Consider the following 15,713-nt stretch of genomic DNA (forward strand, 5'->3'; position numbering starts at 1 on the left):
TCATGTCGAGAGTTGCCGGCCTGACGGGCGAGAAGGCCCGGGACACCAAGTTCAACTCCCTGCGCTACACGCGGGAAGGCTGGACCGCGACCGTCACCATCGACCGGGAGCGCACCCTCAACAGCTTCTGCCTGGAGCTCTTCGAGGAGGTCCAGGAAGCGTTCCGGCTGGCCGAACGGGACGACTCGGTGGCCGTCATCGTCCTCACCGGCAGCGGTGACCGGGCTTTCTGCTCCGGCGCCGACCTGCGCGAGCACTGGGAGCTCTGCCAGCGCCCGCGCGACTACAACAAGTGGATCCGCGAGTTCATCGCCATGCAGACGGCGATCATGCGGTGCGGCAAGCCCACCATCGCCCGTCTCAACGGCCTGGTCCTGGGCGGCGGCAACGAACTCAACATGGCATGCGACCTCGCCATCGCCGCCGACGACGTCGTCATCCAGCAGGCCGAGCCGGCCCGCGGCAGCGTCTCCGGCATCGGGGTCACCCAGTGGCTTCCCCAGCTCGTCGGCGACCGCAGGGCCCGCGAGGCGGCCTTCCTGTGCGAGAAGATCACGGCCCGGCAGGCCCTGGAATGGGGCATGGTCAACCGGGTCGTACCGCGCGACCAGCTCGACGCGGCGGTCGCGGAGATGGCGGCCAGCCTCGCCGACAAGTTCCCGGAGGCCCTGCGCTACGCGAAGGTCCAGATGAACTCCGCCAAGGAGATGATCTGGGCGCTCACCGCCCCGCACGCCGGCGAATGGCTCGGCATCCACAGCGGCTCGCCCGAGGCGTACGAGGGCATGCGCTCCTTCCTCGAGAAGCGCGAGCCCGACCGGCTGGCCCTGCGTACCGCCGCGGTGGAGGACCGTTCGCCCGAGTTCATCGACGGGCCCCCCGTAGTGACCTGCGGCAGCTGCGACGCCACCGGCCTGCCGGCCGGCCATCGGTTCTGCGGCCACTGCGGAGCGGCCCTGGAGAAGCAGGCCGGTTGACCGACCTCCCACAACAGTGACGGACACGAAGGGCCGCTCTCATGAATGTGACGGAGACCCCGGACCAGGCTCGGTTCCGGCACGAGCTTCGAACCTGGCTGGACGCACACGTACGCCCGGAATGGCGTGAGCCCGGCTTCGAGGAGCAGGCCTCGGTGGCACTGCGCTTCGCCGTCCGCCGCAAGTGGCACCGCACCCTGGCCACCGGGGGCTGGATCGGCGTCGAATGGCCCGTCGAGTACGGCGGCCGCGGACTCACCCCGGTGCACGGCCTGATCCTGAGCGAGGAACTGGCCCGCGCCCGCGCCCTGCCGATCGCCGACTGGGTCGGCGTCGAACTGGTCGCACCCACCCTGCTGCGGTGCGGCAGCCACGAGCAGCGGGAGCGCTACCTGCCGGGCATCATGGACGGCTCTCAGGTGTGGTGCCAGGGGTTCTCCGAGCCGGCGGCCGGATCCGACCTGGCCGCCGTGACCACCGTCGCCACCCGGACCGCAGACGGTTACCGCATCAGCGGTCACAAGCGCTGGACCAGCTGGGCCCAGTTCGCCGACTTCGCGCTGGTCCTGGCCCGCACCGGAGACCCCGCCGAACGCCATCGCACGCTGAGCTGCTTCATCGTGCCGCTCGGCTCCCCGGGCGTCACCATCGAGCCGATCCCCATGCTCTACGGCGACGCCGAGGAGTGCGACCTCCACCTCGACGACGTCGAGGTCCCCGCCGACGCCCTGGTCGGTGAGGAGAACAAGGGCTGGCGCACCGTCATGACCAGTCTCACGCTGGCCCGGGGCAGCGCGACGCTCATCCGCATCGCGGCCCTCAAGCGGACCTTCGACGGGCTCACCCGGGACGTGTTCGCTCCGGGTGTGCCGGCCGCGGGGCTGCCGGACGACAGCGTTCTGAGATCCTTGGCCTTGCTCCACGCCCGCCTCGAGGCGCTCGGCCACCTCGCCCGGCGCAAAATGGGGGAGATGGAGGACGACGGCCTGCCGGGCCAGATCGCCTCCACCGAGAAGCTCCTGTGGGCCCGCCTGTCCAGCGACATCGCCCGCTTCGGGATGGAGACCCAGGACCTGGACGGGATCGTCGAACCCGATCCCACCGGGGTCTCCACCGGTTGGCGACGGGAGATGTACCGCGCCATGGCGAACGAGATCGAGGGCGGCACCAACGCCATCCAGCGCACCACCATCGCCCGGCACGTCCTCAAGCTCCCCTGCTGACGCCAGGAGTCCGTCATGCACTTCACCCTGGGGTCCGACCTCGTGGCCCTGCGCGAGCACGCTCTCAAGACCTTCCGCGATGCCGCCCCCTCGGCCGAGCACTCGCTCTACGACGACCTGTGGGCCGCGGCGCCCGTGCCCGACGACGACAGCCTGCTGCGTGCCGCCCTGATCGCCGAGGCGGCCGGAGCCTCCTGCGGCCCGTTCCACCCGGGCGAACGCATCGCCCTCGCCTGGATCGCGGCTCGCCACCCCGGGCTCCGTCCCGTCCTGGAGTCCGCTCCCCACGTACTGGCAGCGGTCTGCCAGGGCACTGACGGCGCCCTGGAGATCCGGCGCGGCGCCGGCACATTCGCCGTCGACGGCACCTTCCGCGTTCTCGCCCCGGACACCGCCACCGCCGGCCACGCCCTCGTCCTCGCGGCCCACCGCCGACGGCGCTTCCTGGTGTCGGTACCGCTGGCCGGTCGTGGAGTGCGGGTCACGTCATCCCGTACCGTCCAACCGGACCGTCGGCTGCTCACCGTCACCCTCGACCAGGTGGGGGTCCCGGAACATCAGGCGTTGTCCTGGGACGCGGAACGCGCCCTGGTGTCACTGGGCCAGGTCCTCGCCGCGGCGGAGCTCCTCGGCGTCATGCAGTGGACCCTGGACGCCTGCGTCGACCGGGCCCGCAGCCGTGAACAGTTCGGCCGTCCCATCGGCGCCTTCCAGTCCGTCGCCCACACGTGCGCCGACATGCTCTGCGCGGTGGAGCTCAGCCGTTCCATGGTGTACGCCGCGGCCGCCCGGCACGACGGTTCCGGCGCCCCGGAGGCACACACCGCCGCGGTCACCCGGATCCTGCTGCGCCACGAGTCGCTCCCCGTCCTCACCGAGGCGGTCCAGCTGTTCGGCGCGGACGGCCTGCGCTGGTCCGGCGACCTGCATCGGCAGCTGCGCCGGTGCCAGGTCCTGCGCAGTCTCTGGGGCACGCCCGCGTCCACCACCGACGACGTCATCGAGTACCTCAGAGGCCAGGTGGCCGCCGCCGCGGCGGAGTAGGAAACGAGCACGATCCACGGAATGGAGAGGTACACCCATGCTGGATGTCAATGAGCCGGACCGGGCGGCGCTGCGCACCAGGCGCGTCGCCGTTCTCGGATACGGCTCGCAGGGCAGGGCGCAGGCACTGAACCTTCGGGACTCGGGCATCGACGTCGTCATCGGTTTACGCCCGGGGTCGGCCGGAGCGTCCCGCGCCGCCGAGGACGGACTGCGGGTACGCACGGTGGCGGAGGCCGTCGCGGGTGCGGACCTCGTCGCCGTGCTCGTCCCCGACACCGCGCAACCCGCCCTGTACGAGAAGGAGATACGGCCCGCCCTCGGACCGGGTGCCTTGCTGCTCTTCGCGCACGGCTTCAACGTGCACTACCGGCGCATCACCGCTCCGGAAGGGGTGGACGTGGCCATGGTCGCACCCAAGGCTCCCGGGCACGCCGTGCGATCGACCTACACGGAGGGCCACGGTGTTCCCTGCCTTGTCGCGGTGGAACAGGACGCCACCGGTGACGCGTGGTCACTCGCCCGCGCCTACGGCGACGCGATCGGCGGGGGCAAGGCCGGTCTGCTGCCCACCACCTTCGCGGAGGAGACCGAGACGGACCTCTTCGGCGAGCAGGCCGTGCTCGTGGGCGGGGTCACCGGTCTGGTCAAGACCGCCTACGAAACCCTGGTCGACGCCGGCTACCAGCCCGAGTCCGCGTACTTCGAATGTGTCCAGGAACTCAAACTGGTCGTGGACCTGATCCACGACCACGGGATCGCGGGCATGCGTACGTTCATCTCCGACACCGCCGAGTACGGGGACTACTGGACGGCCGACAGGCCCGTCTGGGCGGCCGTCCGCAAGCACATGAACGAGTTGCTGGCCGACATCCGAAGCGGCGCCTTTGCCGCACAGTGGGTGTCCGAGGACGAGCGGGGCCGCCCGGCGTTCGACGCCGCCCGGGCCGAGGCGGCGGCCCACCCCGCCGAGGCCGTGGGGAGCCGGCTGCGGAGGCTCGCGGGCTGAGAGCGGAACCGTCCCTACCGGGCCAGGGAGCCGGTCGGCGTCGCCCTGTGGTGCCGCGGGCCGTGCACCTTGTCGTAGCGCTTCTGGACCACGGCGACTTCGAGTCGCCCGGACAGCTGTCCTTGGGGGCGGCCGTCGTCCAGAAGCCGCGTCACGTCGGACCGGATCTCGCAGGATCCGCTGATCCGGATGACGGCGTTGCACCGCCCGGCCACCGTGTGCACGGTCAGGCTGTCGCCGTGCCCCAGGCTCTGGACAGCCTCGGTGAACTCGGCGGACCGCACCGTGGTGACGGCGAGGAACGTTCCGGTCCCACCGGCGCGGGCACCCGGGTCCACGTCGGAGACCGCGGAGGAGACCACGGCCCGACAGCCGCGAAGGGCACCGATCCGCTCCAGTCGGGCGATGCTCGTGTCGACCTGACGAGGTGTCATGTTGAGCGCCCGGCTGAGGGATTCGCAGCTGAGCCTGGGATTGCGGAGGAGCAAGGAGACGATCGAACGGTCCTGTGCGTCGACGCGATCACGCGAGTGGTCGGACCGCGCCGCGGACCCTGACGTGTGCTGGCCGGCCGGCGTGGTCCCGCCCCGCGGCGGTGCCGGTAAGTTGATCGTTTCGGACAGGGGACGTACCATGGTGGACTCCTTACATATGCTTGCAGACGCCTGGTGAGGCCTCGCTGCTGTGGCCGCTGCCGTCCCGGCCGCGGAAGACCGCGACGAAAGCGGAATGCCCGGAGATGTTCCAGGCGTGAGCTGATGCCCGTAGTCTGGGCGGGATCTGACGGCCAAGTGGGCCTTTGCCAGGCACCAAGACAGCCCCTAGGGTGGATCAGCAGAATGCCTCGCTCCGACAAGGTCGAAACAGGTGGAACCGCGAAGATCGCAAGCGTCAGGACCCGTGCGTCGCGCGTGGTCGTCGTGGAGATCGAACGAGCTTTGGCCAGCGGGGAATTGAAGGTGAACGATCGCCTTCCGTCGGAGCGGGAACTCTCCAAACGGCTCGGCGTCAGTCGTGCGACCGTACGAGAGGCGATCCAGGAACTCGTCGGCGACGGGCTCCTCGGCGCGCACCCCAACGACCCCACCGGCGGTTGGCGCATCCAGGAGCCGAGCGAGGCTCCGTTCCGTCGTGCGCTGCTCTCGACCTCCCGGTTCCACAACGCGGTCGACGACCTGGTGCAGTTCAGGGTGTTCCTGGAGAGCACCGCCGCCTCGCTCGCGGCGGCCCACCGCACCGAGGAACACCTGGCCGAGATGCGCAAACGGCAGGATGCCCTCAGGGAGTTGATCGACGGAGACCCCGTCGCCTTCGGCGAGGCCGACGCCGCCTTCCATCACGCGGTCGCGGAGGCTTCCGGAAACCGCCTGATCGCGATGTGCTCCAGTGGCTGCAGGTCGGCGGTGAAGCACCTCATCGGAGACCTTCTGACGAAGTCCGAGGACCGCGGCACCGTGATGCGGGACTACGTCAGCCGCCACCAGAAGATTCTCGACGCGATCGCGGAGGGGGACTCCCGTCGGGCCGGCGACCGCGCGGCGGGCGACATACTCGAGTGCTATCCACTCGGCCAGGGTCGCAAGCATCCGCCCCTCCCCCTGTTCACTGCGGATCTGCTGTCCTGATGCTGGTCTGACCAGCATCACGTGTCAAGTGGCTTCCAGGGGGCGACCGGTCATCCTCTCGCCCCGCTCGTGCAACGAAAACGCAAAGCCCACCGCTCCCGGTCGTTCCCGCACCCGGCCGCGTCGACGGCCCGGCCCGGCCGGCTCCGCCGGCGTTCTCCCGTCAATTCTCCAGATGCCTAAAAATTAGCACTCCGACTGGACAGGTGTTCAGTGGGAGTGTAGTAATGTGAGCGATTGGCTACCAACGGGGGTCCATGCCGCGCATAGGGCCGCGTCCGCTCCGAGCATGGAGAGAGAATGGCCGTTCAGAGCACCGAGAGAACCGGCACGGGCCCGCAACGGAGCCCGGCAGACCGCGCCCTCATCCGGAAGGTGACGGTCCGACTCGTACCGATCCTCATCCTGCTGAACTTCGTCAACTACGTGGACCGCGTGAACGTGGGATTCGCGGCCACCCCGCTGAGCAACGACCTGGCACTGACCTCGACCGCCTACGGCCTGGGTGCCGGCATCTTCTTCATCGGCTACTTCCTGTTCGAAGTACCGAGCAATGTGATGATGCATCGCCTGGGTGCCCGCGTGTGGCTGACCCGCATCATCCTCAGCTGGGGCCTGGTGGTCATCGGCACGGCCTTCGTGCAGGGCGAGAGGAGCTTCACAGCCGTCCGGTTCCTGCTGGGCGTGGCCGAAGCGGGTTTCTTCCCCGGCATCCTGCTCTACCTCACCTACTGGTTCCCGGCCCGTGAACGCGCCCGGATCTTCTCTCTCTTCTTCCTCTCCGTTCCGCTGGCGACCGTCCTGGGCGCGCCGCTCTCCGCGCTGATACTCCAGTACGTGCGGATCGGCGGCATCGAACCGTGGCGTGTGATGTTCTTCGTCGAAGGACTCCCTGCGGTCACCCTCGCGTTCGTCGTGATCAAATATCTCCCCAGCCGGCCCGCCGGTGCGCACTGGCTCACCCCGGACGAGGCGGACCGTCTGGCCCTCATCATCGAGGAGGACAAGGCCGCCACGCGCGCGAGCAAGGCTCACGTACGAGGCCGCGACGTCCTCAAGAACCCGCGTGTCCTGGGCCTCATCGCGGTGTTCTTCGGCATCATCTACGGCTTCTACGCCATCAGCTTCTTCCTCACGAAAGTCGTCGAAGGTCTCCAGCAGCGCTTCGGCACGCACTATTCGCCGTTCGAGGTCGGACTGATCACGGCGATCCCCTGCGCCTTCGCCACCATCGCCATGCTGCTGTGGAGCCGGCACTCCGACCGCACCGGCGAGCGTGCCTGGCACGTGGCCCTGCCCTGCCTGGTCGGCGCGCTCGGAGTCGGCGTCGCCCTCCACCTCGGCTCGGTCTTCCTGATCGTGGGTGCCCTCAGTGTGGCCGCTGTCGGCATCTACTCCGCCATTCCACCGTTCTGGCAGATCCCTACTCTCTGGCTGACGGAGGCAGCGGCCGCCGTGGGCCTCGCACTGGTGAACAGCATCGGCAATCTCGCCGGATTCGCGGCTCCGTACCTGACGGGCTGGATCCATGACGCGACAGGCGGATTCGAGACAGCCATGTTCGTCATCTCGGGCGCCCTCGTCGGCGCGGCGGTCCTGGTCGTGGCCATAGCCCCCCGCCGGAGAACCGAGCCGACGCCACCCGAAGTCCTGCCCCTGTCCGTCCCTTCGTCGTAAAGAGACCGCTCTCTCTCATGCCTCTCGCACTCATCGCATTAGCCATCGCCGCGTTCGCCGTGGGCGTCTCCGAGTTCGCCATCATGGGCCTGCTCCCGGACGTGGCCACCGGTGTCGACGTGTCGATCCCGACCGCCGGCAACCTGATCACCGGCTACGCCATCGGCGTCATCGTCGGGGCGCCTCTGATGACCGCGCTGTCCACCCGATGGGCCCGCAAGGTCACCTTGCTCACCATCATCGGCCTGCTCGTCGTCGGCAACGTGGCCTCGGCCCTGGCCCCCGACTACACGACACTCATGGCCGCCCGGCTGGTCTCCGGCGTCCCCCAGGGTGTCTTCTTCGGCGTCGGCACGGTCGTCGCCGCCGACCTGGTACCCGCGGAGAAGCGGGCCAAGGCGATGTCCGTCATGTTCGGAGGGTTCACCCTCGCCAATGTCATCGGTGTGCCGCTCGGCACCCTCCTCGGGCAGCAGGCCGGCTGGCGGGTCACTTTCTGGGCGATCGCCGGTATCGGCCTCGTCGCGATGGCGGGCGTGTTGCTCCTCGTCCGCTACGAGGGCCGACCGGACGAGGTGGGCCTGCGCCAGGAACTGGCCTCGTTCAAGAGCCCGCAGGTCTGGATCGCCATGGGCATGACCATGCTCGGATTCGGCGGAGTCTTCGCCTCGTTCACCTACGTCACTCCCATGATGACCAAGGTCGCCGGCTTCGACGAAGGCTCCATGACCCCCATCATGGTCGTCTTCGGCCTCGGCATGACCGCGGGCAACCTGCTCAGCGGCCGCTTCGCCGGCCGTCACCTCATGCGCAGCATCTACGTCTTCCTCGGCTCGATGGCCGTGGTGCTGGTCCTGTTCGTCTTCACCGCCCACGACAAGGTCCTCGCCCTTGTCACCCTGTTCCTCCTCGGCATGTTCGGCTTCGCGAACGTCCCGGCTCTCCAGATGCGCATCCTGGACAAGGCTTCCGGGGCTCCCACCCTCGCCGCCGCCGCGAACCTCTCCGCCTTCAACGTGGCCAATGCCCTCGGCGCCTTCCTCGGCGGCCTCGCCATCGACCAGGGCTACGGCTACTCGTCACCCAACGGGGTCGGAGCCGCCCTCGCGACCGGCGGTCTCGTGCTCGCCCTCATCTCGGGTGCCGCCGACCGCAGGAAGGCCGCTCCCGGCCCGCAGCCCCAGCAGGCCACGAGCACCGCTCCGTAAGCCGCGGGCGACGCAGGCCGCGCGGGCGGGCACCGAGGGTTCGGAGCCTGCCCGCGCGGCTTCCGGCACGGACGGCTGCGCGGGTCCGGTCTCCGGCTCCGGTCCGCTCGACGGCCGCCGCCGGACCCGCGTACCCGCTCCGAAGGCTCCTGCCCGGCCTCCGCCTCTCCGTCAGGGCGTCTCGCTGTCAGGGCGTCTCGCTCAGGGGGCCGGAGGCCGCGACCCGTGATCATGACCTCGCACTTAATGCATATGATGTGCAAGTGCGTATGTATAGCGTGAGGCCCGCGACCGCCGACGACCTCGACAGTGCGAGGTCCGTCATGCTCGACACCGTCTACCGCGACTTCGGCACCGGATACGTGCCCCGGTGGCACGCCGACATCGTGGACCCGGCCGCCTATTACCTCGCGCCCGCCCGGCACACCCTGCTCGTCGCCGTGGACGGAGCCGGGCAGGTCGTCGGCACCGGCGCCCTGGACTCGCGCGGCCCGCAGTCGCCGCCGAACCCGCCCCGGCTGGCCGGGCGGTACCCCTCCGGTACGACCGCGCAACTGCGCCGCGTGTACGTGCGTCCCGACCACCGGCGCCGGGGTATCGCGCGCGAACTCGTGGCCCGGCTGCTGGAGTTCGCCGCCGCGGACGGCGGCTACCGGTCCGTGTACCTGCACACCGACCCCGCCGTGCCCGGCGCCGAACCCTTCTGGCGCTCGCTCGGCACGGTCGTGCACGACGAGCGCGAGGACGCCGGGGGCGGACAGAGCGTCGTGCACTTCGAGATCCCCCTGAAGCGGACCGGAGGCGCGATGGGCGACCCCGGGCACGCGGCGGCTTAGTGGAAATGATTTCCATGTAATCTGTCGTCGTCCGGAGCCAGCCGCACGCCACCCCCACCCCAGCACGAACCGAGGACCATGCCTGCCCCGCGCCCTTCCCGCCTGCTCGCCGCCCTGCTCGCCACGCCCCTCCTCGCCGGCTGCTTCGCCTCCTCCGGCGAGGCCGACGGCAAGCCCACCGACGGCTCGCGGCTCCGTGTCGCCCTCGCCTTCCCGCCCGCCGAACGGCTCTCCCCGTACGGCGCCGACGCCACCATCCTGAGCCGGCTCGGCATCACCGAGAGCCTCACCGCGCTCGACGGCAACGGCGCCGCCGCCCCCGCCCTCGCCTCCTCCTGGCGCCGGCAGGACGCCCGCACCTGGCAGTTCACCCTGCGCGAGGCCACCTTCCACGACGGCTCCGAGGTCACCGCCGACGCCGTGGCCGCCTCCCTCGACCGGGCCGCCCACGCCCGCCCCGCCCCGGCCGCCCTGTCCGGAGTGACCCTCACCGCCAAGGCCCTGGACCGGCACCGGATACGCGTCAGCACCGGCCGGCCCGACCCCATCCTGCCGCTGAGGCTGTCCAGCCCCGGCCTCGCCGTGCTCTCCGCCAAGGCCTACCGGGACAAGGACCACGTCGACCCGGCCGGCGCCGGCACCGGCCCCTTCGTCCTGAAGAAGGTCACCGGCGCCACCTCCGCGACCCTCGACCGCTACGACGGCTACTGGGGCGGCCGCGCCCAGGCCGCCGGCATCGACGTCCGCTTCGTCCCCGACGGCACCGCCCGCACCAACGCCCTGCGCAGCGGGGACACGGACATCGCCGAAGCCGTCCCCGTCGCCCAGGCCGCCACGCTCCAGCCGGACACCCGCCGGGAGACCGCCACCACCCGCACCACCAGCCTGCTGCTCAACCACCGCTCGGGGCCGTTCGAGGACGCGCGGCTGCGCGCCGCCGCCCGCGCCGCCGTCGACACCTCCGCCCTCGCCGAGGACGTCTACGAGGGTCACGCCGACCGCGGCACCGGCATCTACGGCCCCGCCGTCGGCTGGGCCGAGGGGCGCCACCCCGCGCCGGTCGGCAGGGCCGTGCCGAAGCGGCCCGACGGCACCCGGATCACCCTCGCCACCTACGACAACCGGCCCGAACTCCCCGAGGTCGCCCAGGTGCTGAAACAGCAGCTGGAGAAGGCCGGCTTCCGCGTCGAACTCGTCGTCCGCGAGTACGCGCGACTGGAGAGCGACGCCCTCGCCGGGAAGTTCGACGCCTTCGTCCTCGCCCGCAACAGCCTCGTCGACACCGGCGACCCGGTCGCCATCCTCGCCGGCGACTACACCTGCGCCGGCAACTACAACCTGGCCCTGCTGTGCGACAAGGACGTCGACCGCGCCGTGGCCGAGGCCGAGCGCACCGCCGACACCGTCGAGCGGCAGGACGCGGCACTGCGCGCCGAGGCCCGTGTCCTCGGCACCGACTCCGTCGTACCGCTGGTCCACCAGCGCGTCATCACCGGCGTCGGCCGCTCCGTCAAGGGCGTGCTGCTCGACCCCTACGAGCGCACCCTCATCGGCACCGGCACCCGGCGCTGACCCGTGCGGACCGTGCTGTGGCGGGCCTCGCTCGCCTCCGCCCTGGTGTGCGGGATCGGTCTGCTGCCCTGGCTCAGCCGCACCGACCCCGCGCTCACCGTCCTCAGGGCCCGCGCCCAGGACCGTGACCCGGACCCCGCCGTACTCGCCGCCATCCGCAACCAACTCGGCCTCGACGCCGGGCCGTTGACCCTGCTCGGGCGCTGGCTCGGCGGGCTGCCGCGCGGCGACGCGGGCCGGTCCTGGATCTCCGGGGCCGAGGCCGGACCCGTCGTCGCACAGGCGCTCGGCGCCTCCCTGCTGCTCATGGCGGTCGCCCTCCTGGTGGCCGCCTGCACCGCCGCCGCGGTCTGCGCCCGCACCCTGTACCGGGGCGGCCGGACCCGGCCCGGCGGCACCGGCTCCGCGATGCTCGCCACGCTTCCGGAGTTCCTCACCGCCTCCGTCCTCGCCACCGTCGTCGGCGTCCAGCTCGGCTGGCTGCCCGCCCTCGGCTGGTACGGGCCCCGGTACACCGTGCTGCCCGCGCTCGCCCTCGGCCTGCCCGCCGGAGCGGTCCTCGGCCGGCTCCTCGACGACCAGCTGCCCGGCGCCTTCGCCGAACCCTGGGCGCGCGCCGCCGCCGCGCGCGGACTGCCCCGGGCCCGCATCGCCCGCCAGGCGGTACGCCGCTGCCTGCCCGGACTGCTGCCCAACGCCGCCCTGTTCGTCGTCGGCATGACCGGCGGCGCCGTCGCCGTGGAACAGCTCTACGACATCCCCGGCATCGGCCGCACCACCCTCCAGGCCGCCCTCGCCCAGGACCTGCCCGTCCTCCAGGCCGGCACCCTCGCCCTGCTGCTGCTCGCCGCGCTCGCCACCGGCGCGGCCCGGCTCGCCGTCCGGCTGCTCACCGGCCCCGCCCTGCGCGACGGCGCCCTGCCCGCCCCGCCCCGGCTCACCCCGGCCGCCCGCCGCACCCCGCCGCTGCTGCTCGGCGGGGCGCTGCTCGCGGTCCTCGCGGCCGGCCTGCCCCGCGACCCGCTCGCCCTGAGCACCACCGCCCGCCTCCAGCCCCCCTCCTGGAACCACCCGTTCGGCACCGACGCGCTCGGCCGCGACCTGCTCGCCCGGGTCGCCCACGGCGCCCTGGACACCCTGCTGCTCGCGCTCGTGATCAGCGCCGGCACCCTGCTCGCCGGACTGCTGCTCGGCCTGCTGCCCCGGCTGTCCGGGCCGCTCGCCGACACCGTCAACGCCGTGCCGCCCGTGCTCGCCGCGCTGCTGGTCACCGCCGTCACCGGGGGCGGTCCGGCCACCCCCGCGCTCGCCGTCGCCGCCGTCGCCTGGGCACCGCTCGCCACCCACACCTCCGCCCTGCTCCGCCAGGAACGCGCCGCCCTCCACCTCACCGCCACCCGGGCCCTCGGCGCCGGCCGCCGGTACCTGCTGCGCCACGAACTCCTGCCCGCCGTCGTCCCGTCCGTCACCCGGCACGCCCTGCTGCGGCTGCCCGGCACCGCGCTCGCCCTCGCCGCGCTCGGCTTCCTCGGCCTCGGCGCCCAGCCGCCGTCCCCCGAATGGGGCCGCCTGCTCGCCGAGAACCAGCCCTACGCCGAACGCGCCCCCTGGGCCGTCCTCGCCCCCGCCGCCGTCCTCGCCGTCCTCGGCGCGCTGGCGGTGACCTCCGCGGGCGCCCTGCGCCGCCGCCGCGCCCAGCCGGCCCCGACCGCACGGGAGTCGGCCGCATGACGGGCGCCCCGCGCACCGACCGGGCCCCGCTGTCACCGCTGCTGCGCCTGCTGATCCTCACCCAACTCGCCTTCAACGTCGGCTTCTTCGCCGTACTGCCGTTCCTCGCCGAACACCTCGGCACGGCGATCGGCATGGCCGGCTGGCTGGTCGGGGTCGTCCTCGGGCTGCGCACCTTCAGCCAGCAGGGGCTGTTCGTGGTGGGCGGCGCCCTCGCCGACCGGTACGGCGTCCGGCCCGTCGTCCTCACCGGCTGCGCGCTGCGCATCGCCGGGTTCGCCTGGCTCGGTTACGCCGAACGGACCTGGTCGGTGATCGGCTCCGTCCTGCTGATCGGCTGTGCCGCCGCGCTGTTCTCCCCGGCGGTGGAGTCGGAGGTCGCCCGGCAGGCCGTCCTGCGGGAGGAGGCCGGCGGCGGGCCGCGCGCCCGGGTGCTGGCCCTGTTCACCGTCGCCGGGCAGGCGGGCGCCTTCACCGGCCCGCTGCTGGGCGCCCTGCTGCTGACGGCCGACTTCCGCACGGTCTGCCTGGCCGGCGCGGCCGTCTTCACCGCCGTACTCGCCGGGCACGCCGTCCTGCTGCCCCGGCACATCCCCGGCCGCGAACCCGTCGCCGTGCGCGGCGGACTCGGGCCGCTGCTGCGCAACCGCCGCTTCCTCGCCCTTTGTTGCGGCTACGGCGCCCAACTGCTCGCCTACAACCAGCTCTACCTCGCCCTGCCCGCCGAAGTACGGCGCGCCTACGGCTCCCAGGCGCCGGTCGCCTGGCTGTTCGCGCTGTCCTCCCTGCTGGTGGTGGGCGCCCAACTGCCCGTCACCCGCTGGGCGGGCCGCCGGCTCACCCCGCGCCGTTCGCTGGCCGCCGGGCTGCTGCTGACCGGCGCCGGATTCGCCGCCGTCGCCGCGGCCCGTCCGGCCGGCCTCACCGGTATGGCCGGACTGGCCCCGCTCGCCGCCCTGGTCGTCCTGCTCACCGCCGGTCAGATGCTGGTCGCGCCGGTCGCCCGCGCCTGGCTGCCCGACCTCGCCGAACCCGGCCGCATCGGCCTCTACACCGGCGCCCTGTCCTCCGTCTCCGGCCTGCTGGTCCTGCTCGGCAGCACGGCCTCCGGCGCGCTCCTCGACCTCGGGCTGCCCCCGGCGCTGCCCTGGGCGGCCCTGGCGGCGGTGCCCCTGGCGGCGATCCTGGTCCTGCCCGGCCGACGGCCCACCCACGACACGGCACCCGAACCGGCCTGAGCTCCCTGGCCGGCGGTCCCGACGGCTGGGGCCCTTGACCTCAAGCCGACTTGAGGTCACAGGGTGATCTGCGTGAACACCGAAACCGCGGACATCAAGGCCATCGAACAGGTCGTGGCCACAGTCGAGCGCACTCAGCGTGCCAAAGACGTCGAGGGGTTCCTCGCGCTCTTCCATCCCGACGCTCTCTGGACGACCGCCCACGGCAAGGTTCTCATCGGCCTGGACGCGATCGCCGAGTTCACCCGCGCCGTCCTGCCCCACGCGAGCTGGGACGGCGAGGTCACCTACGAGGCAGTGCACACGCAGTTCCTGCGGCCCGACGTGGTGGCCGTCAAGGTCCGGCAGGTCTACCACTCGGCAGAGGGCAATACGGAGGGCGCCCCGCTTTACGTCATGACCAAGCAAGGGGACGGGAGCTGGTTGCTGCACGCCTGCCAGAACACCGAAGTGCGGGTCGATTGACAGCTCATTCCGATGGGTGCGATCTCGCGGCGTGCTGTTCGCGCTGAACTTCCCGGACCCCGCGCGCGTCGGGAGTCGGACGTTCGCTCGACGGCGTTGCGTTTCTCGTTCGGACGGTCTGAGCTGCGGCGTTCCTTCGTGAGGGGTGCGAACTTTTCGGCGCTGGTGCCGAATCATGCGGAAGGTGTTGACGCCGTTCACGGGTTCCCTATCATCCACGGTGCCCGACCTTCCGACATTCGTTCGAGATGACGAACGTGGCGGAATCGCTCCGCGCGCACAGCGGTACACCTGGCGGGGTCCACCGCGACGCCCGAGTCGTAAGGAGTGTGTCGCACGAATGCATATGTCATGTACCCGTCACCTCTGCGGAGGGTGACCCGAACCGCTTGCCCAAGGATTGCGAGGGCCCATGTCCCCAGGAAGTCTCAGCCGCAGGCATCCGTCCGCGGTGCTCGCCGCGGTGTTCGCGGCACTGGCCGCGCTGGCGGCGCTGCTCGTGGCCACCCCGGCTCAGGCGGCCGGCACCGGCGCCCTGCGCGGTGTCGGTTCGAACCGGTGTCTCGATGTGCCGGGTGCCAGTCAGACGGACGGCACGAACCTGCAGATCTATGACTGCTCGGGCGGGACGAACCAGCAGTGGACGCTGACGGACGCCAACCAGCTGACCGTCTACGGCACCAAGTGCCTGGACGTTCCGGGGCACGCCACCACGGCCGGTACGCGGCCGGTGATCTGGTCCTGCAACGGCGGCACGAACCAGCAGTGGCGGGTGAACTCCGACGGCACGGTCGTCGCCGTGGAGTCCGGGCTGTGCCTGGACGTCACGGGCGCCGCTACGGCCAACGGCACGGCGGTGGAGCTCTGGACGTGCAACGGCGGCAGCAATCAGAAGTGGACCGGCCTCACCGGAACCCCGCCGACCGACGGCTCGTGTGCTCTTCCGTCGTCGTACCGGTGGTCATCGACGGGTGCCTTGGCGCAGCCGGCGAACGGGTGGGTCTCGCTGAAGGACTTCACCAATGTGACGTACAACGGCAAGCACCTGGTCTACGCGTCGAACGTGTCCGGGTCGTCGTACGGGTCGATGGCGTTCGCTCCCTTCACG

14 protein-coding genes are annotated in these 15,713 nt (G+C 71.6%); 13 read left to right on the forward strand and 1 reads right to left on the reverse strand.

The genetic code is table 11. The features are described 5' to 3' along the window. Window positions 1–2: 2 nt before the first annotated feature. From IE251_RS16345 to ilvC, 4 genes are read left to right on the forward strand one after another with little or no spacing between them, the layout of a single operon-like run. Window positions 3–977: an enoyl-CoA hydratase/isomerase family protein gene (locus tag IE251_RS16345; protein WP_189753674.1), complete on the forward strand. Its 975-nt coding sequence runs from the start codon at window positions 3–5 to the stop codon at window positions 975–977. 41 nt (window positions 978–1,018) lie between these two features. Beyond that, on the forward strand, window positions 1,019–2,200 hold the full coding sequence (locus IE251_RS16350; RefSeq protein ID WP_189753675.1) for an acyl-CoA dehydrogenase family protein: 1,182 nt from the start codon (window positions 1,019–1,021) through the stop codon (window positions 2,198–2,200). Window positions 2,201–2,215: 15 nt separating this feature from the next. Then, entirely contained in the window at window positions 2,216–3,244 is a 1,029-nt protein-coding gene (locus tag IE251_RS16355) for an acyl-CoA dehydrogenase family protein (RefSeq protein WP_189753676.1), read from the forward strand. Window positions 3,245–3,281: 37 nt separating this feature from the next. Then, window positions 3,282–4,253, forward strand: a complete 972-nt coding sequence (gene ilvC, locus IE251_RS16360; RefSeq protein WP_189753677.1) for a ketol-acid reductoisomerase — start codon at window positions 3,282–3,284, stop codon at window positions 4,251–4,253. A gap of 14 nt (window positions 4,254–4,267) precedes the next feature. Here ilvC and IE251_RS16365 read toward each other — a convergent pair whose 3' ends face one another. Continuing rightward, window positions 4,268–4,888, reverse strand: a complete 621-nt coding sequence (locus tag IE251_RS16365; RefSeq protein ID WP_267925953.1) for an AsnC family transcriptional regulator — start codon at window positions 4,886–4,888, stop codon at window positions 4,268–4,270. Window positions 4,889–5,092: 204 nt separating this feature from the next. Here IE251_RS16365 and IE251_RS41710 point away from each other — a divergent pair, with 204 nt between their 5' ends. The 9 genes from IE251_RS41710 to IE251_RS16410 form a co-directional block, all read left to right on the forward strand. After that, window positions 5,093–5,878: a FadR/GntR family transcriptional regulator gene (locus tag IE251_RS41710; RefSeq protein ID WP_189753679.1), complete on the forward strand. Its 786-nt coding sequence runs from the start codon at window positions 5,093–5,095 to the stop codon at window positions 5,876–5,878. A gap of 375 nt (window positions 5,879–6,253) precedes the next feature. Further along, the gene (locus IE251_RS16375) at window positions 6,254–7,555 is read left to right on the forward strand and encodes an MFS transporter (protein ID WP_200692426.1); all 1,302 of its coding nucleotides are present in this window, start codon (window positions 6,254–6,256) and stop codon (window positions 7,553–7,555) included. Between the two features lie 17 nt (window positions 7,556–7,572). Then, window positions 7,573–8,763, forward strand: a complete 1,191-nt coding sequence (locus IE251_RS16380; protein WP_189753681.1) for an MFS transporter — start codon at window positions 7,573–7,575, stop codon at window positions 8,761–8,763. A 269-nt stretch (window positions 8,764–9,032) separates the two neighbouring features. Continuing rightward, window positions 9,033–9,599 (forward strand): GNAT family N-acetyltransferase, encoded by a 567-nt coding sequence (locus tag IE251_RS16385; RefSeq protein ID WP_189753708.1) that lies wholly within the window; start codon window positions 9,033–9,035, stop codon window positions 9,597–9,599. A gap of 78 nt (window positions 9,600–9,677) precedes the next feature. After that, on the forward strand, window positions 9,678–11,171 hold the full coding sequence (locus tag IE251_RS16390; RefSeq protein ID WP_189753682.1) for an ABC transporter substrate-binding protein: 1,494 nt from the start codon (window positions 9,678–9,680) through the stop codon (window positions 11,169–11,171). Window positions 11,172–11,174: 3 nt separating this feature from the next. Beyond that, the gene (locus tag IE251_RS16395; protein ID WP_189753683.1) at window positions 11,175–12,902 is read left to right on the forward strand and encodes an ABC transporter permease subunit; all 1,728 of its coding nucleotides are present in this window, start codon (window positions 11,175–11,177) and stop codon (window positions 12,900–12,902) included. Continuing rightward, on the forward strand, window positions 12,899–14,140 hold the full coding sequence (locus tag IE251_RS16400) for an MDR family MFS transporter (protein WP_189753684.1): 1,242 nt from the start codon (window positions 12,899–12,901) through the stop codon (window positions 14,138–14,140). The genes IE251_RS16395 and IE251_RS16400 overlap by 4 nt, the downstream gene beginning before the upstream one ends. Window positions 14,141–14,203: 63 nt before the next feature. Next, window positions 14,204–14,605 carry an SgcJ/EcaC family oxidoreductase gene (locus IE251_RS16405; protein WP_189753685.1) on the forward strand — a complete coding sequence of 134 codons (402 nt, stop codon included), beginning with the start codon at window positions 14,204–14,206 and terminating at the stop codon, window positions 14,603–14,605. A 412-nt stretch (window positions 14,606–15,017) separates the two neighbouring features. Then, a partial coding sequence (locus tag IE251_RS16410) for a non-reducing end alpha-L-arabinofuranosidase family hydrolase (RefSeq protein ID WP_189753686.1) occupies window positions 15,018–15,713 on the forward strand: 696 nt, incomplete at its 3' end.

It is taken from the genome of Streptomyces eurythermus (assembly GCF_014649115.1).
Taxonomy (GTDB): domain Bacteria; phylum Actinomycetota; class Actinomycetes; order Streptomycetales; family Streptomycetaceae; genus Streptomyces; species Streptomyces eurythermus.

Bases quoted from the DNA above. Each gene is read 5' to 3' on its own strand.
- IE251_RS16345 (WP_189753674.1), top strand. From the start codon at position 3: ATGTCGAGAGTTGCCGGCCTGACGGGCGAGAAGGCCCGGGACACCAAG.
- IE251_RS16350 (WP_189753675.1), top strand. From the start codon at position 1,019: ATGAATGTGACGGAGACCCCGGACCAGGCTCGGTTCCGGCACGAGCTT.
- IE251_RS16355 (WP_189753676.1), top strand. From the start codon at position 2,216: ATGCACTTCACCCTGGGGTCCGACCTCGTGGCCCTGCGCGAGCACGCT.
- ilvC (WP_189753677.1), top strand. From the start codon at position 3,282: ATGCTGGATGTCAATGAGCCGGACCGGGCGGCGCTGCGCACCAGGCGC.
- IE251_RS16365 (WP_267925953.1), bottom strand. From the start codon at position 4,888: ATGGTACGTCCCCTGTCCGAAACGATCAACTTACCGGCACCGCCGCGG.
- IE251_RS41710 (WP_189753679.1), top strand. From the start codon at position 5,093: ATGCCTCGCTCCGACAAGGTCGAAACAGGTGGAACCGCGAAGATCGCA.
- IE251_RS16380 (WP_189753681.1), top strand. From the start codon at position 7,573: ATGCCTCTCGCACTCATCGCATTAGCCATCGCCGCGTTCGCCGTGGGC.
- IE251_RS16385 (WP_189753708.1), top strand. From the start codon at position 9,033: ATGTATAGCGTGAGGCCCGCGACCGCCGACGACCTCGACAGTGCGAGG.
- IE251_RS16390 (WP_189753682.1), top strand. From the start codon at position 9,678: ATGCCTGCCCCGCGCCCTTCCCGCCTGCTCGCCGCCCTGCTCGCCACG.
- IE251_RS16400 (WP_189753684.1), top strand. From the start codon at position 12,899: ATGACGGGCGCCCCGCGCACCGACCGGGCCCCGCTGTCACCGCTGCTG.